Origin of the sequence: Leifsonia sp. SIMBA_070 (genome assembly GCF_046534635.1) — a bacterium.
Classification (GTDB): Bacteria; Actinomycetota; Actinomycetes; order Actinomycetales; family Microbacteriaceae; genus Leifsonia.
In genome coordinates this window covers 2,550,616-2,570,035 of record NZ_JAWRYK010000001.1, presented here as the reverse complement: position 1 = coordinate 2,570,035, position 19,420 = coordinate 2,550,616, and the positions used below count along the sequence as shown (strand labels likewise).

Here is a 19,420-nt window from a genome sequence, read left to right as displayed (position 1 = left end):
AACGAATGACCGATTCAGCTCCGGGCGGCAACCGGCACGCCACGCCCGCCTCCAATCCGGCCGTGACGTACCCGTCGCGACTCGGCCCCGCCGAGCGCGCGGCGGCGATCGCCGCGCTCAAGGACACCGAACTCGACATCCTGGTCGTGGGCGGCGGGATCGTCGGCGCGGGCTCCGCGGTCGACGCCGCGACCCGCGGGCTCAGCACGGGGCTGGTGGAGGCGCGCGACTTCGCGTCCGGCACCTCCAGCCGGTCGTCCAAGCTCGTCCACGGCGGAATCCGCTACCTCGAACAGCTCGACTTCCGGCTGGTCCGCGAGGCGCTGATCGAGCGCGGCCTGCTGCTCCAGCGCATCGCGCCGCACCTGGTGAAGCCGGTGCGCTTCCTCTACCCGCTGCACAAGCGGGTCTGGGAGCGCTTCTACATCGGCGCCGGAATGATGCTGTACGACATCTTCTCGTACACCGGAGGCCGTCCCCCCGGGGTCCCGCACCACCGTCACCTCAGCAAGCGGCAGGTGCTCAGCGCCATCCCATCGCTGAACAAGGACGCGCTGGTCGGCGGGATCACCTACTACGACGCGCAGGTGGACGACGCCCGTTACGTCGCCAACCTGGTCCGCACGGCGGCGCACTACGGCGCCCACGTCGCCTCCCGCGTGCGCGTCGAGGGCTTCATCAAGGTCGGCGAGCGCGTCGTCGGGGTGCGGGCGCACGACCTCGAGACGGACGAGCGCTTCGACATCCGCGCCAAGCAGGTCGTGAACGCCACCGGGGTGTGGACGGACGACACGCAGTCGATGGTGGGGGAACGCGGCCAGTTCAAGGTGCGCGCCTCCAAGGGCATCCACCTCGTGGTGCCGCGCGACCGGTTCCAGTCGGCGATGGGCCTCCTGCTCCGCACCGAGAAGAGCGTGCTGTTCGTCATCCCCTGGGGGCGGCACTGGCTCATCGGCACGACGGACACCGACTGGCACCTCGACAAGGCGCATCCGGCGGCGACAGCGGCCGACATCGACTACCTGCTGGCGCACGTCAACGAGGTGCTGAACGTCCCGCTGACCCGGGAGGACGTGGAAGGCGTCTACGCCGGCCTCCGGCCCCTCCTCGCCGGCGAGTCCGACCAGACCTCGAAGCTGTCCCGCGAGCACCTGGTGGCGCACTCCGTCCCGGGTCTCGTCGTGATCGCGGGCGGCAAGTGGACCACCTACCGCGTGATGGCGAAGGACGCGGTGGATGCGGCGGTCAGCGCCCTCGACGGCAAGACGCCCCAGTCCACGACGATGGAGATCGCCCTCGTCGGAGCGGAGGGCTACCAGGCCGCCTGGAACCGGCGCGGCCGGATCGCCAAGGAGTCCGGCCTCCATGTCGCCAGGATCGAGCACCTGCTCAACCGGTACGGGACGTTCGCGGAGGACATCCTGGCCCTGATCCGCGAGGATCCGACGCTGGCCGAGCCGCTCCCCGGAGCGGATGACTACGTGGGTGCGGAGGTCGTCTACGCCGCGACGCACGAGGGCGCCCTGCACCTGGAGGACGTGCTCGCCCGTCGCACCCGCATCTCGATCGAGGCGTGGGACCGCGGGGCCTCGGCCGCGCCCGTCGCCGCTTCCCTGATGGCGCGCGTGCTGGGCTGGGACAAGGGCCGCGAGGAGCGCGAGGTCCGCACCTACCTGCAGCGCGTGGAGGCCGAGCGCTCCAGCCAGCTGCAACCGGACGACGAGTCGGCCGACCGCATCCGTTTGGAGGCGCCGGACATCGTCGACGTGGACGCCGCCGCCGCGAAGGGCGCCGCGCCGAAGTCGGCTGCGTCGAAGCGCGGGACGCCGACGAGCTGAGAACCACCGCAGAGGGGCCCTCCCGGGACGCGATCCCGGAGGGCCCCTCTCGTGCTTTCGATAGACTGGAGGCTCACCCCCCTTATGCCGGCGAACCCGGCGGATGGAGACGGATGATGGTAGACGTTCGACGGGTCAAGCTACCCGGGGTCGGGGTGCTGCACACCTTCGTGACCGACGATGGCGGCAAAGTCGGCGTCATCGCGCACCGGTCCGGCCACAGCGACCTCATCACCTTCTCCGACCACGAGGACGGCAGCGACGTCACCAAGGTGTCGCTCCGCCTGAACGACGACGAGGCGCACACGCTGGCCGAACTCCTCGGCGGGACGCAGATCACCGAGACGCTGACGGCGCTCGACCAGATCCCCGGCCTCAGCATCGACTGGTTCACCGTGGACTACGACGACCACATCGCCGGGCAGCAGCTCGGCGCGCCGGGCGACCGCGGGTTCGTCGGCCTGACCGTCGTCGCCGTGGTGCGCGGAGACTCCGCCAACCCGGCGCCGGCTCCCGACTTCAAGGTCTTCCCCGGCGACACCCTCGTCGTCGCCGGGACCCCGGAGAAGGTCGCGAAGGCCTTCTCGTTCTTCCGCACGGGCGAGGTCGCTCCCCGGGTCGCCGCCGACGCTCCGCCCGGAGGCTGATCGGCGATGCATCTCGGCGAAGACCTCATCGTTCTCGGCATCCTCCTGCTCGTCGCGTACGTGCTCGGGCGCCTCGGCAGGCTGGTGAGTCTCCCCGCGATTCCCATCTACATGATCGTCGGGCTGCTGGCGAGCCCGCACACCGGCTGGTTCCCGCTCAATTTCGACAGCAAGTACATCGAGCTGATCGCGATCTTCGGGCTCATCCTGCTGCTGTTCAACCTGGGCCTCGAGTTCGATCAGGACGAGTTCTTCGGCAACTTCGGCAAGCTGATCGTCTCCGGCGGCTCCTACATCGTCATCAACATGGGCGTCGGGCTGATCTTCGGCTTCATGGTCGGCTGGGGCACCCGGGAGGCGCTGATCATCGCGGGGATGACGGCCACCTCCTCGTCGGCGATCGTCACCAAACTGCTCATCGAGCTGCGGCGGCTGCCCAACACGGAGACGCCGATGATCCTCGGCGTCACCGTCGTCGAGGACATCTTCATCGCCATCTACCTGGCCATCGTGTCCGTCGTCCTGAGCGGCGAGACGGACTTCTGGCCGGTGGTCGGCAAGCTCGCGGTCGCGTTCGCGTTCCTCGTCGTCATGTTCACGATCGCGCGGTGGGGCGGTCGTTTCGTCTCCCGCCTGTTCCGCACCAAGGACGACGAGCTGTTCACCATCCTGTTCTTCGGCTTCGCTGTCCTGTTCGCGGGCGTCGGCGAGCTGCTGGGTGTGACGGACGCGATCGGAGCGTTCCTCATCGGGCTCGTGCTCGGCGCGACGAAGTACCGCAACAAGATCGAGCAGATCGCCATCCCGCTGCGGGATGTGTTCGCCGCGTTCTTCTTCCTCAACTTCGGCCTGGCGCTGAACGCGGCGCAGTTCCCCTCCGTGCTCGTGCCCGTGCTCATCGCGGTGCTGCTCACGATCCTCCTGAACATCGGAGCGGGTCAGTTCGTCGCGTGGATCAACGGGCTCGGCGTGCAGGCCGGCATCAACACCACGGTCATCCTGCAGAACCGCGGCGAGTTCGCGCTCATCCTGGCGACACTGTCGCTGGCGGCGGGACTCGACCCGCGCATCCAGCCGTTCGCCGGACTCTACGTGCTGATCATGGCCGTGATCGGGCCGATCCTCGCAGCGAATTCCGAGAGGATCGGTGCGATGATCCTACGGTCCGGCCCGAAACGCCGGCGCGGACGGAAGAGGAAGAAGGCGCGCGATCCCATGCTCGACGAGGAGATCGCGCTGATCGAGGCCGCGACGGCCGACCCCGCACCCTCCCCGCTTGCGCCCGCGGCCCCGCCTCACGAGGCGACGGGCACGGACGACAGACGGCAGGCCGTCGACCGCATGGTCGAGCAGGCCATGCAGCAGGACATGAGCGGCGAACGGGAACGGGACTGACGATCGACACCACCACGGGAGGGCCGGCGGCCGACGCCCCGACCACCCTCTTCCAGATGATGCTGCGCCCCCGCTGGATCGGGGCGCTGGTGTTCGCGCTCCTGCTCGCGGCCGGGTTCGCCTGGCTCGGCCAGTGGCAACTCGAACGCGCCGTCGAGTCCGGCAAGGCGGTCGAGGCTCCCACCGAGAAGGTGCTCCCGCTGGCGTCCGTCGCCGGCCCGGGTGCGCCGCTGCGGGACGTCGCCGTCGGCCAGCTCGTCGAGCTCACCGGCACGTTCGTCCCTGGCGACTACCAGTTGCTGGAGGGGCGCCTCAACAGGGGGACGAGCGGCTGGTGGGTGGTCGGTCACGTCACGGTCGAGCAGGGCGACGGCAAGCCGGTCGCGCTCGCCGTCGCGCGTGGCTGGGCGTCGGACGAGGCGACCGCGAAAGCCACCGTCGCGCGGCTGGCCGAGCAGCCGGCGACGCCGCAGCGGATCGTCGGGCGAATCCTGCCCGACGAGCAGCCGCAGCTCCCCGACGACGAGAAGAAGGACCCGACGGGCATGAAGTCCCTCGGTGTCGGTCAGCTCTACAACCTCTGGACCGGAGTGGACGGGGTGGACGTCTATGCGGCGTACGTGGTCGAGCGCGGTGCCCCGCAGGGTCTCGTCCAGATCGATTCGCCCCCGCCGATCGCCCAGACGGAGCTCAACTGGCTCAACATCTTCTATGCCGCCGAGTGGGCGATCTTCGCCGGTTTCGCGGTGTTCCTCTGGTACCGCCTGGTCAAGGACGCGAAGGAGAAGGAGGACGAGCTGCGAGAGCTCGCAGCGGAGGAAGCGGCTGCGGCGAGGAACGTAGAATAGCCTCATGCCCCTTGCCCCAAAGCTCGAAGACTTCCCGAAGATCCGCGGGGCGCTCCGGTTCTACCAGGTGTTCGCGTACGTCACCGGCATCATGCTGCTCCTGCTGTGCATCGAGATGGTCGTGAAGTACGGGATGGGCTACCAGCTCTTCGCCTTCAGCAACTACGGCGTCCTCACCTTCGTGCCCGTCACGACGGCGGTAGCGCCGACCGGGGTCGACCTGAGCACGGGCATCCTGATCGCGCACGGCTGGCTCTACGTCGTGTACCTGTTCTCCGACTTCCGCCTGTGGAGTCTCATGCGCTGGCCGTTCACGAAGTTCGTCATGATCGCCCTCGGTGGCGTCGTGCCGTTCCTCTCGTTCTTCGTGGAGGCCCGCATCACCAAGCAGGTGAAGTCCTATCTGGCCGGCCGGGAGGCCGAGGCCACGACCCTCGCGGAGGCGACAAATTAGCGATTCCATGACACCGGACGCGGCGTTCACCGAGATGCTGGGCGGCGCCGACTCGGCGAATCCCTCCGGCCCCGTGCTCGTCGTCGACTTCGGCGCGCAGTACGCGCAGCTGATCGCGCGCCGCGTGCGCGAGGCCAGCGTGTACTCCGAGATCGTGCCGCACACCGTCACGGCTTCCGAGATCGCCGCGAAGCGGCCGTCGGGCATCGTTCTCTCGGGCGGGCCGTCGTCGGTCTACGAAGAGGGCGCGCCCCAGCTCGACGAGGCCATCTTCGACCTCGGCGTTCCGGTGCTCGGTATCTGCTACGGCTTCCAGGTGATGGCGACCGTCCTCGGCGGCGAGGTCGCCAAGACCGGCCAGCGCGAGTACGGCTCGACCGCTGTGCGGATCTCCGACTCCGGCGTGTTGCTCGACGGCCAGCCGGCCGAGCAGACGGCGTGGATGAGCCACGGCGACTCGGTCTCCCGCGCGCCGGAGGGCTTCGAGGTGCTCGCCTCCACCGACGGCACCCCCGTCGCCGCGTTCGCGAACGATGAGCGCCGCCTCTACGGCGTGCAGTGGCATCCCGAGGTGAAGCACTCGACCTACGGCCAGGCCGTGCTCGAGAACTTCCTGCACCGCGCAGCGGGCATCCCGGCCGAGTGGAACAGCGGCAACGTGATCGCGGACCAGGTCGCGGCCATCCAGGCCCAGGTCGGATCGGGCCGGGTGATCTGCGCGCTGTCCGGAGGCGTCGATTCCGCGGTCGCGGCCGCGCTGGTGCACAAGGCGGTCGGGGACCAGCTGGTCTGCGTCTTCGTCGACCACGGCCTCCTCCGCAAGGACGAGGCGCGCCAGGTCGAAGAGGACTACGTGAAGGCCACGGGCGTCCGCCTGGTGACGGTCGACGCGCAGAAGCAGTTCCTCGACGCGCTCGCAGGCGTCAGCGACCCGGAGACGAAGCGCAAGATCATCGGCCGCGAGTTCATCCGCGTCTTCGAGAAGGCGCAGTCGGACCTCATCGCCGAAGCGGCCAGCGAGGGCGACCCGATCCGCTTCCTCGTCCAGGGCACCCTGTACCCGGACGTCGTGGAGTCGGGCGGCGGAACCGGGACCGCGAACATCAAGAGCCACCACAACGTCGGCGGCCTCCCGGAAGACCTGCAGTTCGAGCTTGTGGAGCCGCTGCGCACCCTGTTCAAGGACGAGGTGCGTGCGATCGGCCGCGAACTGGGCCTCCCGGAGGCGATCGTTGGTCGCCAGCCGTTCCCCGGCCCGGGCCTCGGCATCCGCATCGTCGGCGAGGTCACCCAGGAGCGTCTCGACCTGCTGCGCGACGCCGACGCGATCGTCCGCGCCGAGCTGACCGCCGCCGGGCTCGACACCGAGATCTGGCAGTGCCCGGTCGTGCTGCTGGCGGATGTCCGCTCGGTGGGCGTGCAGGGCGACGGCCGCACCTACGGCCACCCCATCGTGCTGCGGCCGGTGTCCAGCGAGGACGCGATGACCGCGGACTGGACGCGCCTGCCGTACGACCTGCTGGCCAAGATCTCCAATCGCATCACGAACGAGGTGGACGGCGTGAACCGTGTCGTGCTCGACGTCACGTCCAAGCCGCCGGGGACCATCGAGTGGGAGTGATCTCCCCGCTCACGACAGAAGGCCCGGGATGCTGAGAAAGCATCCCGGGCCTTCGTCGTTCGTGGCCGAACCGGTCAGTCGCGGCTGATGGCGAGCATCCGCAGGATCTCGAGGTACAGCCAGATGACGGTGACCATGATGCCGAAGGCGCCGGACCAGCCGAAGATGCGCGGGGCGCGGTTCGCGACGCCCTGCTTGATGGCATCGAAGTCGAGCACGAGGGAGTACGCGCCGAGCAGGACGACCAGGATGCCGATGATGAGGCCCAGCTTGATGCCGGTGTTTCCGAGCTCGACGCTGTTGAGGCCGAAGGCGCCGTTGGTGGCGCCGGTCCACATCAGGACGACGTTGACCAGGGAGTACGCCAGGTAGCCGAACATCGCGATCAGGAAGACCTTGGTCGCCTTGGCCGACGCGCGGATCTTGCCGGAGGCGAAGAGGGCGAGCGTCACGCCGACGACGGCGAACGTGGCGATGACCGCCTGGATGACGATGCCCGACCACTGCTGCTCGAAGAACATCGAGATCGCGCCGAGGAAGATGCCCTGCGCGGCGGAGTAGCCGAGCACGAGAGCGGGGACCGGGCGCCGCTTGAAGATGTTGACGAGCGCCAGGACGAAACCGACGATCGCGGCCGGGATGGCGAGGACCGGGACGAACCACCCGACGCCGGCGCCGGCCAGCAGGAGGACGAAGCAGATCGCCGTCTTGACGATCGAGTCCTCGACCGTCATGCGGTCCGTGTCCGCCGCAGAGGCGGACGGGGCCTGGTACATCTGCTCCAGGTTCTCGGCGGTGACGGTCGCCGCCTGGCCGTTGCGCGAGAACGCCGGGTTCGTGGAGAAGGCCGGGTTGCTGCTGAGTGCCATGAGCTCCTCGTTCTATGGAGTGACCGCTGCGGGTGACCCGCGCGGACGTGTCAGTCCAATCTATTCGTTTCTTTTCTGAAAGTTCTGACAGATTGCCATGAATCGACCCCTGCGGCGATCCATCGCGCCAGCCACGCGGCCCCCACGATGATCACGGTGCAGGTCAGTACCGTCAACCAGCCCTGCTCGTAGTAGCTCACGAACCGGGGGACGACGAAGCTCCAGCCGATCGGCAGGAGCAGCACGGAGAACGCGGCGAGCGGGCGCAGCCGGACGAGAAGCCAGGCGGCGAGGGGCACCGCGTAGCACCACGCGAAGCCGGACCCTCCGAGCATCAGCCAGGTGAAGCCGAGCACGGGGAGGACGACGGCGACGCGACGGCCGATGGTGGACGGGAGCGCGGCCCATCCGGCCGCCTGCATGAGCGACCCGACGAGGAGCAGGGGGAGGCTGTAGGTCGTGGTCCCGAGGACGCACGCGCTCCCCACGACGATCAGTGCGAGCCCGGCGAGCAGGCGGGCACGGTAGGACCCCCAGCGCAGGACGAGCCGCGACGTGGGCTCGGTCCAGGTCGTCGCCACGCGCTCCAGCGGGGAGCGGTCGGGCGTGGCATCGGGCGTCGCATGGGGCTCGGCGGGCACGGGACGATTCTGGCACCAGGACGACGGGACCGCGCGGTGCGGCACGGCTAGGATCGGGCCATGCGCGCGCGAACCGCCCCCGTGGTCATCGGCCACCGCGGTGCGCCGGGGTACCGGCCGGAGCACACCCGCGGGTCGTATGAGCTGGCGTTCCAGCTCGGCGCCGACGCTGTGGAGCCGGACATCGTGGCGACGCGCGACGGGGTGCTGGTGCTGCGTCACGAGAACGAGATCTCGGGAACGACCGATGTCGCGGACCACGCGGAGTTCGCCGACCGCCGGACGACCAAGGAGGTCGACGGCGTTCCGCTGACCGGGTGGTTCACCGAGGACTTCACCTGGGACGAGCTGTCGACGCTCCGGGCGAAGGAGCGCATCCCCGCACTGAGGCAGGCGAGTTCGACGTTCGACGGCCACTACCCGCTGCTGCGTCTTCGCGATCTGCTTGAGCTGATCGATCGGACCGCGGAGGGCGGACGCATCGGCGGCGGCGAACGTGGCGGGGCCGGCGGCCGGGCCGCGTCGGGCCCCGGACTGGTCGCCGAGCTCAAGCACGCCACCTACTTCGAGGCGGCGGGTCTGCCGCTCGACGAGCTGTTCTCGGCGGAGCTGGCGGATGCGGGCTGGACGGATCGCTCCGGTGTGGTCGTGGAGAGCTTCGAGCACACGGTGCTGGCGAAGCTCCACGGGCGGGGATTCCGGGGGCGCCGGGTCTACCTGGTCGAGAGCACCGGGGCCCCGGCGGACCGGGTGGCGGCGCTCGGCTCCGCAGCGCCGGGCTACGACACGGACCTCACCCTGCGCGGTCTCTACGCCATCGGCAGTGCCGCCTCAGCGGCGAACAAGATGGACGGCATCAGCGTCGAGACCACACAGGTGCTCTCGTCGGGCTCCGTCTCCGTCGCACTGTTCGGCGAGGACGACTCCGCAGACGTGGGCGCCGTCACCTCCGACCTCGTCGACCTCGCCCACTCGGCGGGCCTCGCAGTGTTCTGCTGGACCTTGCGCCCTGAGAACGGCATGCTGCCGGACGAATTCCGGACGGCCGGCCCCGACTCCGAGTGGGGGGACTGGCGGCGGTACTTCTCCATCCTGCTGCACTCCGGGGTGGACGGCGTGTTCGCGGACCACCCGGACCTCGCCGTGGCTGTCCGCGACGGTCGCTGACCCGTCTGCGCTGCGTGCCCGCGGCATCTCTCGCCTTCGTTCGGGGGCTCCCGGCTGAATGACGGTGGCAGCGACTAAAATCGTGGGAGACATGACGAGCCTCCCCGACGCCCCGCAGACCACCCCTTCATCCGTTCCGATCATCCTGGACGGGTGGCAGGGCGACGGCGGCGAGCACGCACCAGCCGAGAGCGGGTCGTCGCGGTCCGGCTCGCGCGGCTCGTCGGGCGCAGGCGGCTCCGGCCACTGGCGGAACGCGAGCGAGCGGCTGTTCGCCGGGCTCAACCCGCAGCAACGGGTGGCCGCGGAGTACCGCGGGCAGGCCCTCCTCATCGTGGCGGGTGCCGGGTCCGGAAAGACGAGCGTCCTCACGCGGCGCATCGCGGGCCTGATCGAGAGCCGGGAGGCGTGGCCGAGCGAGATCCTCGCGATCACCTTCACGAACAAGGCCGCCAACGAGATGCGCGAGCGCGTCGAGCAGCTGCTCGGCGGTAAGGCGCAGGGGATGTGGATCTCGACGTTCCACTCGGCGTGCGTGCGCATTCTGCGGCGTGAGGCGGAGACGATCGGCAAGACGCCGAGCTTCACGATCTACGACTCGGGTGACAGCCGCGCCCTCCTGAAGCGGATCATCAAGGAGCTCGATGCCGACACCCTCGGCTTCACCGTAGGGAGCGCGGCGAACCGCATCTCCAAGCTGAAGAACGAGCTGACCGACCTCGAGACGCACGCGCGCACGGCGAACCTCAGCGACCCGCAAGAGGTCATGTTCCTCGAGATCTTTCGGCAGTACACCCGCGAGCTCCGACGGGCCAACGCGTTCGACTTCGACGATCTCATCGCCGAGACGGTCTTCCTGTTCCGTGCGTTCCCGCGGGTGGCCGCGCTGTACCAGAGCCGCTTCCGGCACATCCTGGTCGACGAGTACCAGGACACCAACCACGCGCAGTACTCCCTGATCCGCGAGCTCACCATGCCGGTTGCGCCCGACATCGTCGACGATCTGGAGTCGCACGGGCGCAACGTGCGTCCGCTCCGCGACGCCGCTGGGCTCATCCCGAGCGCCTCGCTGACCGTGGTCGGCGACTCCGACCAGTCCATCTACGCCTTCCGCGGAGCCGACATCCGGAACATCGTCGAGTTCGAGCGCGACTTCCCCGGCGCGAAGGTGGTGCTGCTGGAACAGAACTACCGCTCCACGCAGAACATCCTCAGCGCGGCCAACGCGGTGATCTCGAACAACTTCGACCGCAAGGACAAGAAGCTGTGGACCGCCGTGGGCGACGGCGAGAAGATCGTGGGGTACACCGGCTACTCCGGTCACGACGAGGCGCAGTTCGTGGCGGACGAGATCGAGAAGCTCCACAGCGCGGGGATGGACTACAAGGACATCGCAGTCTTCTACCGCACCAACGCGCAGACCCGAGCGCTGGAGGAGATCTTCATCCGCTCGGCCCTGCCCTACAAGGTGATGGGCGGGACGAAGTTCTACGAGCGCGCCGAGATCAAGGACGCCATGGCGTACCTCATCACGGTCGCCAACCCGGCCGACATGCTCGCTCTGCGGCGCATCCTGAACACGCCGAAGCGCGGGATCGGGCCGGCGACGGAGACGCAGCTGGCGAGCTATGCGGAGGACAACGGTCTGACCTTCCGCGCCGCCATGCGCGACGCCGGATCGCTGGGTCTCGGGCCGAAGGTGACGAACGCGATCCTGCAGCTCTCGAACCTTCTCGACGAGGCGGCCGCGAAGGTCGATCCGTCGAACCCGGCCGGCGTCTCGCCGGTCGCCGACGTGCTGACCTTCCTGCTCGACGGCAGCGGATACCTGGAGGTGCTGCGCAACAGCCGCGACCCGCAGGACGAGGCACGCGCCGAGAACGTGGACGAGCTGGTCGCGGTGACCCGGGAGTTCGCGCGGAACAACCCGGACGGCACACTCGTCGACTTCCTCACCGAGGTGTCCCTGGTGGCCGCCGCGGATGAGATCGACGACTCGAGCGGCTCGGTCTCGCTGATGACGCTCCACACCGCGAAGGGTCTGGAGTACGACGCCGTCTTCCTGACCGGCATCGAGGAGGATCTGCTCCCGCACCGCATGTCGGCCAACGAGCCGGGCGGTCCTGCGGAGGAGCGCCGGCTGTTCTACGTGGGCATCACCCGCGCCAAGAAGCGCCTGTTCCTGTCGTTGGCGATGACGCGTGCGCAGTTCGGTGAGACTGCGGTGGCCATGCCGAGCCGTTATCTCCAAGAGATTCCCGCCGACCTCATCGACTGGCGGCAGTCTCCTGGTTCGGCGAACGGCCGAGGCGGGACGCAGTCGAGGGCGCTCAACGCCCGGCGGCCGGGTCTCGGCGCGGGCTCCGGCTCCGGCTCGGGTGGGTGGAACGACAGCCTCTCGGCGTCGACGTTCCGGCAGGAGCGTCCGAAGGCGGAGTGGCCGAACCGGGTCACCGGCAAGGTTCGCGACAACGGCGACCTGGAGCTCGAGCCGGGCGACCGCATCCGCCACGCGGACTTCGGTGAGGGCCGGGTCACGGCGGTGACCGGGCAGGGCCCCAAGCGGGTCGCGCATGTGCAGTTCGAGAAGGTGGGCGCGAAGAAGCTCCTCATCAAGATCGCCCCGATCGACAAGCTGTGAGGGCCCCCGCCTCCGGACCGCGGAACCTCGAGGTGGGGCTGCGGGCCGCGTTCGCCGTGGCCGTCCCGCTCTTCCTGCTGTTCGCCGTCGGCCGTCTCGATCTCACGGCGTACGCGACGTTCGGTGCATTCACGGCGCTGTACGGCCGCAACGAGCCGTATCGGGTGCGTGTCCGCACGCTCACCGTGGCCGCGCTGGCGCTGCTGGTCAGCATCTCGCTGGGCGTAGCGCTCGCCGTCGCCGGGGAGCCGCTGCCGCTCGTCGCCCTCGCGCTGGTGCTGGTCGTCGGCGGAGGGACACTGTTCGTCACGGTCTTCCAGATGGTGCCGCCGCAGGCGCTGTTCTTCGTCTTCGCCTTGCTCGTCTGCGCGGCCGTCCCGACGCCGGCCGCCGACGCCTTTCCGCGGATCGGCCTCGCGGCTGCAGCAGCCGCCTTCGCGTGGCTGCTGACCATGTCCGGCTGGGCGATCCGCCGCATCCCGGGCGTCGACCGCGGGCTGTTGGCCCGCTCCGGCCTCGTCACCGAGCTGCGCCGACGTCCGCAGACCGACCTCGCCGCTCTGCGCGACCCGCGCGTGTGGCTCACCGTGGCGCAGAACGTGGTCGGCGTCCTCGTGGCGGGTGGCATCGCCCTCGCTTTCGGGTTCGGCCACGCCTACTGGGCGGTCGTGAGCCTGGTCGCGGTCATCCCGCCGGCCCGCGCCGCCCACTCCATCTCGCGGTCGCTGCACCGCATCGTGGGCACGATCGTGGGCGTCGCCGTCACGGCCGTCCTGCTCGTCTGGTCGCCTCCGTCCATCGTCGTGATCTGCGTGATCGTGGTGTGCCAGTTCTTCGCCGAGATCCTCGTCGCGCGTCACTACGGCGCCGCACTGGTCTTCATCACCCCGCTCGCGCTGTCCGTCTCGCACCTGGCGAGTCCGACACCGCTGAGCACGCTGGTCGTCGATCGGGTGCTGGAGACGATCCTCGGCGCAGGGATCGGTATCGCCCTGGTGCTGCTGGCTCGAGCAGTGGAGCGCAAGCGCGGGCTGGCCGCCTAGGAGGGCGCCGGCTCCTGCGTGGCCACGGTCCTCCGTAAAGCGGCGAGGTACCGGTCGCGGGGGAGGTGCCGGAGCGCGAGGGGGAGCCGCGGATACAGGATTGCCGTCCACTGCAGCGCCCGGTCGAACCGCCGCTGCCTCCGGGCGTCCCAGGGGAGCCGGAACTGCTGCCGCACGGGCTCCGGGAGGAGGCCTGCGGTGAGCAGTCGCGTCGCGGGCAGCGCCGGACGCAGCCACCACGGCACAGCACGGGGATACAGGATGTGGCGGGACACGGCGAGCACGTCGTCGTCCACGGACAGCGTTTTGACCAGGCGCTCCCAGTACTCGTCGAAGTCGTGTCGCGTGGGCGGCCAGCGATCCGGCGACAGCTGCAGATTCGACAGTGCCGTCACCAGCTCCCGGTACGCCACGTCCGCCTGCTCGGCGGTCAGGGCGCCGAAGATGCGCTCGTGCAGGTCGATCATCGTCTGATACAGGGTGGCCGCCACCCACAGCTGCAGTTCGGGATCGTAGGCGTTGTACGAGGCGCCGTGCTCCCCGCCCCCGCGGACCGGGGCGTGAGCCCGGTTCACGACGCGCCGCATCGCCCGGAGCTCCTCCGGCGTGCCGAACATCGAAGCGGTCAGGTACAGCATGGTGCTGTCGAACCTTTCGAGCAGGCGAGTGGCGAAATCGCTGTGCTCCACGACTCCGCGGCCGACGGCCGGGTGGGCGATCTGCAGCAGGAGGGCCCGGCCACCTCCGGCCAGAGTCAGAGCCTCCGCCGCGATGGCCCGCACGTCGACCGGTCTGCTGCGAGAACTGCGCACCCTCATATGCTGCCCGTCGCTCCTGCGAAGGCGCGGAGAGCGCGGGAAGGATGGAGAGCGCGGTGAGCGCGGCCGGGGCGCTCACAGCGACATCCAGGTGGTGCGCGCCCGCCGGGGACGCCGTCTCCGCACGAGGCGGACTCCGCCGGGACCTCTGCTCCGCAACCGGGACGCCACGAGCAGCATCGTCCCGATGGCACTGGTTCCCACACTCAGCAGCGCGGGCACGACCGCCTTCGTGCCGGTCTCGGCCAGCTCCGTGACGCCGGGGAGCGCAGCGGGCGCCCCGCTCGCGGGCACGACACGCGTGATCTCGCTTGCGACACCGAAGCGCGATGTCCAGGAGCGGAGCCGCTCGCCGCCTTCGCCGGGGTCGGTCCTCGCAGGGTCGATGCGCTCGGTCCACACGTAGTATCCGTCGGACGGTAGGGCGCACGATGGTGTGACGTACTCGCCGACGTCGTCGACCTCCGTCTCCACAGAGCACACTCTCGGTGCATCGGCCGGGGCGACCTCCGCCTCGGCGATCGGGCGGTCGAACGGACCGTGCAGCGTGCTCTCCACGATCGCCGTCACCGGCTCGAAACCCGCGTCTGTCGTTCGGACGCCCCAGGTCGGCAGGAGGCCGTCGCCCTCCGCCACCGTCACGAGAAGGGTGTCGGCGACCTGGGCGCCGGGGTGCGCTTCGGGCGCAGAGGTCTCGGTCTCGACGCGGGGCTGGAACGGGAGCGGTGACGGGCCGGCGGCGCGAGCATTCGCCGTCGCGGTCGCGGTCGCGGGCTCCGCGATCAGCACCGACTGGGCGTCGACGGTCGGCAGCGCCACCGTGAGCCGGTTGCCGTACGGAAGCTCGCCGGCGGTCGCCGATGCGCTGACCGTCACGCTCGCCATCCTGCCCGTCGGCTGGATCGGGATGTCCGTTCCCGATGCCACGGACCGCGTCTCGGCGCCGTCGTCGAAGGAGGCTCCGTCCAGTGTGACCGAGACGGTGTGGGCGCCAGGCGGGAGGAGGTCCGGCCCGCCGAGCCGGTCGACGGTGAGCTCGACGCGGACCCGGCCCGGACCGGTCTCCGCGAGCTCGACGACGACAGCCGCCCGGACGCCGGTCGACGCACGGTCGCCCGCCTCCGCCAGCATCTCCGCCGCGCGCCGGTACACCGCGTCGGCGTCCGCCCCAGCCCGAGCGGCGTGCGCCCGGGCATCCGCGTCCGACATTCCGGCGTAGATCCAGGTGGCGAGCTGGCCGGCTGCCGCGGTCAGCCGGTCGCCGCTGCCTGCCCAGGTGCGGGCGATGTACGCCAAAACGGCGGACTGCTCCGGAGTCCACCAGCCCATGCCGGCAGGATCGGCGTAGCTGTAGTTCAGCCCGGTCGGCGCCGTCTTCCCGGGATTCAGGCAGAAGCCGAGTGCTCCGTCGTCGAAGTGGTAAGCGCCGATCCACCAGCCGTCGGCCGACAGGTAGCCCTGCCCATGGCCGTCGCCGGTGAGGGCGCGTGCGGGGGCTGCGGGGCAGAGGAGCGACTGCAGCACTCCGAGGAAGACGGCGAGCCCGGCGAGGCTCACCGCGGTGATGAAGGAGAAGGGTCGATAGGTCATGCATCCACCGTCGCGGCGGAGGCGCGACTCTGCGGCGGCGCCAGCGACTTCCGTGGACAACCGCCATCGAGAGGCGTCTGTGAGCACTTCCCCGGTTTCGGCCCGTTCAGGCGAAGGGACTAAAGTTCTTCCTGGCGAATTTATCTCGGCGTCGAGCTATTCTCGCGTCGGACCGCCCAGGAGAAATCAGCCGGCAGCCACGAGCGCACCGGACACCAGCGGATTGGATAACCGTGGATCTATACGAGTACCAGGCCAGAGACCTGTTTGAGAAGTACGGGGTCCCGGTGCTTCCGGGAATCGTCGCGGACACTCCGGAGGAGGTGCGCGCGGCGTCCGAGAAGCTCGGCGGCGTCACCGTCGTCAAGGCGCAGGTGAAGGTCGGTGGTCGAGGCAAGGCCGGCGGCGTGAAGGTGGCCAAGAACCCGGACGAGGCCGAGGAGGCCGCCAAGGCCATCCTGGGGCTCGACATCAAGGGCCACGTCGTCCGCCGTGTCATGGTCGCCGGTGGCGCGCGCATCGCGCAGGAGTTCTACTTCTCCGTGCTCCTCGACCGGGCCAACCGCTCGTACCTGTCGCTGACCAGCGTCGAGGGCGGCATGGAGATCGAGCAGCTCGCCGTCGAGAAGCCGGAAGCGCTCGCTCGCGTCGAGGTCGACCCCCGCGGTGGACTCGACCACGCCAAGGCCGTCGAGATCGCCCGCACCGCCGGCTTCCCGGACGACCTGGTCGAGAAGGTCGCCGACGTCTTCGTGAAGCTGTACGACGTCTACACCGGTGAGGACGCCACGCTGGTCGAGGTCAACCCGCTGGTGCTCACCGAGGAGGGCGACATCATCGCCCTCGACGGCAAGGTCACGATCGACGAGAACGCCGACTTCCGGCACCCGGACCACGAGGCGCTCGAGGACAAGGACGCCGCCGACCCGCTCGAGGCGAAGGCCAAGAAGGCCAACCTGAATTACGTCAAGCTCGACGGACAGGTCGGCATCATCGGAAACGGCGCCGGCCTCGTCATGTCGACGCTCGACGTCGTCGCCTACGCCGGTGAGAAGCACCAGGGCGTGAAGCCGGCCAACTTCCTCGACATCGGCGGCGGCGCGTCCGCCGAGGTCATGGCGGCCGGGCTGGATGTCATCCTCAACGACCCGCAGGTGAAGAGCGTGTTCGTGAACGTCTTCGGCGGCATCACCGCCTGCGACGCGGTCGCGAACGGCATCGTCAAGGCGCTCGAGATCCTCGGCGACGAGGCGAACAAGCCGCTGGTCGTGCGTCTCGACGGCAACAACGTCGAGGAGGGCCGCCGCATCCTCACCGAGGCGAACCACCCGCTGGTGACCCTCGCGCTCACCATGGACGAGGGCGCCGACAAGGCCGCCGAGCTGGCCGCGAAGTAAGCGAAGGACGAACAACATGTCAATCTTCCTCAACAAGGATTCCAAGGTCATCGTCCAGGGCATCACCGGCGGCGAGGGCACCAAGCACACCGCTCTCATGCTGAAGTCGGGCACCCAGGTCGTCGGCGGCGTGAACGCGCGCAAGGCGGGCACCACCGTCACCCACGGCGACGTCGAGCTCCCGGTGTTCGGCACCGTGGTCGAGGCCATCGAGAAGACCGGCGCCGACGTGTCGATCATCTTCGTGCCGCCGGCGTTCGCGAAGGACGCCATGGTCGAGGCCATCGACGCCGAGATCCCGCTGCTCGTCGTGATCACCGAGGGCATCCCGGTGCAGGACTCCGCCGAGGCGTGGGCCTACGCCAAGGAGAAGGGCAACAAGACCCGGATCATCGGCCCGAACTGCCCCGGCATCATCACGCCGGGCGAGTCGCTGGTCGGCATCACCCCGGCCACGATCACCGGCAAGGGCCCGATCGGCCTGGTGTCGAAGTCCGGCACGCTGACCTACCAGATGATGTACGAGCTCCGCGACCTGGGCTTCTCGACCGCCATCGGCATCGGCGGCGACCCGGTCATCGGCACGACCCACATCGACGCGCTCGCCGCGTTCGAGGCCGACCCGGAGACCAAGGCGATCGTCATGATCGGCGAGATCGGCGGCGACGCGGAGGAGCGCGCGGCCGACTTCATCAAGGCCAACGTGACCAAGCCGGTCGTCGGCTACGTCGCGGGCTTCACCGCTCCTGAGGGCAAGACCATGGGCCACGCCGGCGCCATCGTCTCGGGCTCGGCGGGAACCGCGCAGGCCAAGAAGGAAGCCCTGGAGGCCGCAGGCGTCAAGGTCGGCAAGACCCCGTCCGAGACGGCCGCCCTGCTGCGCGAGGTCTACGCCGCGCTGTAAGGCGCCACCACGTCAGGAGGCCGGGATCCGCAGGGTCCCGGCCTCCTTCCGTTGTGCGCCCTGCGGAAATCGTGCCTGCCCGCACCGGCACGCCAGGCGCTACAGTGAGCGCACCGCGACGCCGGAAGGGGGTTCCGATGGCTCGCCCGACCACTGCAGAACTGTTGCAGCGCATCGCCGCGCTGGAAGAGGAGAACGCGAGTCTGCGGGTGCAGGCGGCGCAGGAGCCCACCTCCACGGATCCGGTCCCCGCCGGGGCGCCCGCCACCTCCAAGCATCGCCGGGGGTGGCCCTGGACGCTGCTCGCGACGGTCCTGATCGTGCTCGGGTCCGTCCTCGCCCCGCTCGCCGTGGTGTCGTCGTGGGCCAAGGTGCAACTGACCGACACGGACTCCTTCGTCGCGACCTATGCCCCGCTGGTCCACGACGCCGGCGTGCAGGCGTTCATCACGGACGAGACGGTGAAAGCGGTGCAGGAGCACGTCGACATCCCGCAGGTGACCTCGCAGGTGATCGACGGCATCACCGGCCTCGGCACCGGTCCCGTCGCCACGAAGGCGCTCGACTCGCTGAAAGGCCCGCTCGCGCAGGGGATCGTGTCGCTCATGCAGTCGACCGTCCAGCGGTTCGTGGCCTCGCCGGCGTTCGCCCAGGTGTGGCAGCAGGCGCTGCGGACGAGCCACGACCAACTGGTCGCGACGATGCAGAACAACCCGAAAGCCGCCGTGACGGTGGGCGCCGACGGATCCGTGGGCATTCAGCTCGCTCCGATCATCGAGCGGGTGAAGCAGCTGCTGGTGGCTCAGGGGCTCACCTTCGCCAATCAGATACCCACTGTGGACCGCACCATCACCGTCGCGCAGAACTCGTCCATCCCGACGCTGCAGCTGTTCTACGGGCTGGCGGTGGCCGCGGGCGCGTGGCTGCCCTGGGTCGCGATCGGGCTCCTTGCTCTGGGCGTCATCGTGGCGCGCCGCAGGGCGCTGGCGCTGATCTGGGCCGCAGTGGCGCTCGGCCTGGCGATGGCCCTGACCCTGTCCGCTATCGCTGTCGGCCGGCTGGTGTTCGTGTCGTCCGCATCGCCGTCCCTGGTGCCCACCCGCCTCGCGCAGACCTTGTACTCGACCGTGACGGATGCGATGATCGCGACCTCCGTGGCGGTGCTGGTGCTCGCGGTCGCAGTGGCTCTCGTCGGCTGGTTCGCCGGGCCTTTCGGCGTTCCCCGGCGGTTGCGCGGGTTCTTCGGCGCCGGCGTCGCCTGGGTGCGCCAGTCGGCTGAGAACCACGGCATCACGACGGGCCGGGTCGGCGAGTGGATGTACGCCCAACGCGTCCTGCTGCGCACGGCCGTCGCCGTCATCGCCGCCGCCGTCGTGCTCTTCGTCCGTCCGCTCACTCCGGCGCTGATCATCTGGACCCTCGTGCTGGCGGCGCTCGTCGTCGCCGTGCTGGAGCTGGTGCAGCGGCCGGTCATCACGGTGCCGGAAACGGCCGACGACGAGACGCCGGTGGTCACGGTCTCCTGACCGCCGAAGTGTCGGCCATCC

16 protein-coding genes are annotated in these 19,420 nt (G+C 69.6%); 12 read left to right on the top strand and 4 right to left on the bottom strand.

The annotated features are described in order from the left end of the window. Positions 1-5 precede the first annotated feature (5 nt). From SB754_RS12115 to guaA, 6 genes are all read left to right on the top strand, one after another. The gene (locus tag SB754_RS12115; RefSeq protein ID WP_410782574.1) at positions 6-1,838 is read left to right on the top strand and encodes a glycerol-3-phosphate dehydrogenase/oxidase; all 1,833 of its coding nucleotides are present in this window, start codon (positions 6-8) and stop codon (positions 1,836-1,838) included. A 113-nt stretch (positions 1,839-1,951) separates the two neighbouring features. After that, positions 1,952-2,485 carry a cation:proton antiporter regulatory subunit gene (locus SB754_RS12110; protein ID WP_410782573.1) on the top strand — a complete coding sequence of 178 codons (534 nt, stop codon included), beginning with the start codon at positions 1,952-1,954 and terminating at the stop codon, positions 2,483-2,485. Positions 2,486-2,491: 6 nt separating this feature from the next. Beyond that, positions 2,492-3,880: a cation:proton antiporter gene (locus tag SB754_RS12105; RefSeq protein WP_410782572.1), complete on the top strand. Its 1,389-nt coding sequence runs from the start codon at positions 2,492-2,494 to the stop codon at positions 3,878-3,880. A 56-nt stretch (positions 3,881-3,936) separates the two neighbouring features. Further along, entirely contained in the window at positions 3,937-4,728 is a 792-nt protein-coding gene (locus SB754_RS12100) for an SURF1 family protein (protein WP_410782571.1), read from the top strand. Positions 4,729-4,732: 4 nt separating this feature from the next. Then, positions 4,733-5,182, top strand: a complete 450-nt coding sequence (locus SB754_RS12095) for a DUF3817 domain-containing protein (protein WP_410782570.1) — start codon at positions 4,733-4,735, stop codon at positions 5,180-5,182. Between the two features lie 34 nt (positions 5,183-5,216). After that, the gene (gene guaA, locus SB754_RS12090) at positions 5,217-6,803 is read left to right on the top strand and encodes a glutamine-hydrolyzing GMP synthase (protein ID WP_410783313.1); all 1,587 of its coding nucleotides are present in this window, start codon (positions 5,217-5,219) and stop codon (positions 6,801-6,803) included. A 74-nt stretch (positions 6,804-6,877) separates the two neighbouring features. Here the strand turns inward: guaA and SB754_RS12085 are convergent, their stop codons facing one another. Together SB754_RS12085 and SB754_RS12080 are read right to left on the bottom strand one after the other, a co-directional pair. Next, positions 6,878-7,672 carry a Bax inhibitor-1/YccA family protein gene (locus SB754_RS12085; RefSeq protein WP_410782569.1) on the bottom strand — a complete coding sequence of 265 codons (795 nt, stop codon included), beginning with the start codon at positions 7,670-7,672 and terminating at the stop codon, positions 6,878-6,880. A 50-nt stretch (positions 7,673-7,722) separates the two neighbouring features. Further along, positions 7,723-8,313: a hypothetical protein gene (locus SB754_RS12080; RefSeq protein ID WP_410782568.1), complete on the bottom strand. Its 591-nt coding sequence runs from the start codon at positions 8,311-8,313 to the stop codon at positions 7,723-7,725. Between the two features lie 60 nt (positions 8,314-8,373). Here SB754_RS12080 and SB754_RS12075 point away from each other — a divergent pair, with 60 nt between their 5' ends. From SB754_RS12075 to SB754_RS12065, 3 genes are all read left to right on the top strand, one after another. Continuing rightward, complete coding sequence (locus SB754_RS12075; RefSeq protein WP_410782567.1) at positions 8,374-9,480, top strand: glycerophosphodiester phosphodiesterase family protein; 1,107 nt, start codon at positions 8,374-8,376, stop codon at positions 9,478-9,480. A gap of 91 nt (positions 9,481-9,571) precedes the next feature. Beyond that, positions 9,572-12,121 (top strand): ATP-dependent helicase, encoded by a 2,550-nt coding sequence (locus SB754_RS12070; protein WP_410782566.1) that lies wholly within the window; start codon positions 9,572-9,574, stop codon positions 12,119-12,121. Further along, the gene (locus SB754_RS12065; RefSeq protein ID WP_410782565.1) at positions 12,118-13,164 is read left to right on the top strand and encodes an FUSC family protein; all 1,047 of its coding nucleotides are present in this window, start codon (positions 12,118-12,120) and stop codon (positions 13,162-13,164) included. Before SB754_RS12070 ends, SB754_RS12065 begins: the two co-directional genes overlap by 4 nt. Here the strand turns inward: SB754_RS12065 and SB754_RS12060 are convergent. Then, positions 13,161-13,976 (bottom strand): oxygenase MpaB family protein, encoded by an 816-nt coding sequence (locus SB754_RS12060; RefSeq protein WP_410782564.1) that lies wholly within the window; start codon positions 13,974-13,976, stop codon positions 13,161-13,163. The genes SB754_RS12065 and SB754_RS12060 overlap by 4 nt on opposite strands. Positions 13,977-14,057: 81 nt before the next feature. Continuing rightward, positions 14,058-15,572, bottom strand: a complete 1,515-nt coding sequence (locus SB754_RS12055) for a hypothetical protein (RefSeq protein ID WP_410782563.1) — start codon at positions 15,570-15,572, stop codon at positions 14,058-14,060. A 233-nt stretch (positions 15,573-15,805) separates the two neighbouring features. Here SB754_RS12055 and sucC point away from each other — a divergent pair, with 233 nt between their 5' ends. The 3 genes from sucC to SB754_RS12040 all read left to right on the top strand — a co-directional run bounded on the left by sucC (position 15,806) and on the right by SB754_RS12040 (position 19,399). Further along, the gene (gene sucC / locus SB754_RS12050) at positions 15,806-16,969 is read left to right on the top strand and encodes an ADP-forming succinate--CoA ligase subunit beta (protein ID WP_410782562.1); all 1,164 of its coding nucleotides are present in this window, start codon (positions 15,806-15,808) and stop codon (positions 16,967-16,969) included. Between the two features lie 16 nt (positions 16,970-16,985). After that, positions 16,986-17,873, top strand: coding sequence for a succinate--CoA ligase subunit alpha (gene sucD / locus SB754_RS12045; RefSeq protein WP_410782561.1), 888 nt, complete (start codon positions 16,986-16,988; stop codon positions 17,871-17,873). Positions 17,874-18,010: 137 nt separating this feature from the next. Continuing rightward, on the top strand, positions 18,011-19,399 hold the full coding sequence (locus SB754_RS12040; protein ID WP_410782560.1) for a hypothetical protein: 1,389 nt from the start codon (positions 18,011-18,013) through the stop codon (positions 19,397-19,399). Positions 19,400-19,420 lie beyond the last annotated feature (21 nt).

Excerpts from the sequence above, each read along its gene's own strand:
- SB754_RS12095 (WP_410782570.1), top strand. The coding sequence starts at position 4,733 with ATGCCCCTTGCCCCAAAGCTCGAAGACTTCCCGAAGATCCGCGGGGCG.
- SB754_RS12100 (WP_410782571.1), top strand. The coding sequence starts at position 3,937 with ATGATGCTGCGCCCCCGCTGGATCGGGGCGCTGGTGTTCGCGCTCCTG.
- SB754_RS12085 (WP_410782569.1), bottom strand. The coding sequence starts at position 7,672 with ATGGCACTCAGCAGCAACCCGGCCTTCTCCACGAACCCGGCGTTCTCG.
- SB754_RS12070 (WP_410782566.1), top strand. The coding sequence starts at position 9,572 with ATGACGAGCCTCCCCGACGCCCCGCAGACCACCCCTTCATCCGTTCCG.
- SB754_RS12075 (WP_410782567.1), top strand. The coding sequence starts at position 8,374 with ATGCGCGCGCGAACCGCCCCCGTGGTCATCGGCCACCGCGGTGCGCCG.
- sucD (WP_410782561.1), top strand. The coding sequence starts at position 16,986 with ATGTCAATCTTCCTCAACAAGGATTCCAAGGTCATCGTCCAGGGCATC.
- guaA (WP_410783313.1), top strand. The coding sequence starts at position 5,217 with ATGCTGGGCGGCGCCGACTCGGCGAATCCCTCCGGCCCCGTGCTCGTC.
- SB754_RS12055 (WP_410782563.1), bottom strand. The coding sequence starts at position 15,572 with ATGACCTATCGACCCTTCTCCTTCATCACCGCGGTGAGCCTCGCCGGG.
- SB754_RS12110 (WP_410782573.1), top strand. The coding sequence starts at position 1,952 with ATGATGGTAGACGTTCGACGGGTCAAGCTACCCGGGGTCGGGGTGCTG.
- SB754_RS12040 (WP_410782560.1), top strand. The coding sequence starts at position 18,011 with ATGGCTCGCCCGACCACTGCAGAACTGTTGCAGCGCATCGCCGCGCTG.
- SB754_RS12115 (WP_410782574.1), top strand. The coding sequence starts at position 6 with ATGACCGATTCAGCTCCGGGCGGCAACCGGCACGCCACGCCCGCCTCC.
- SB754_RS12105 (WP_410782572.1), top strand. The coding sequence starts at position 2,492 with ATGCATCTCGGCGAAGACCTCATCGTTCTCGGCATCCTCCTGCTCGTC.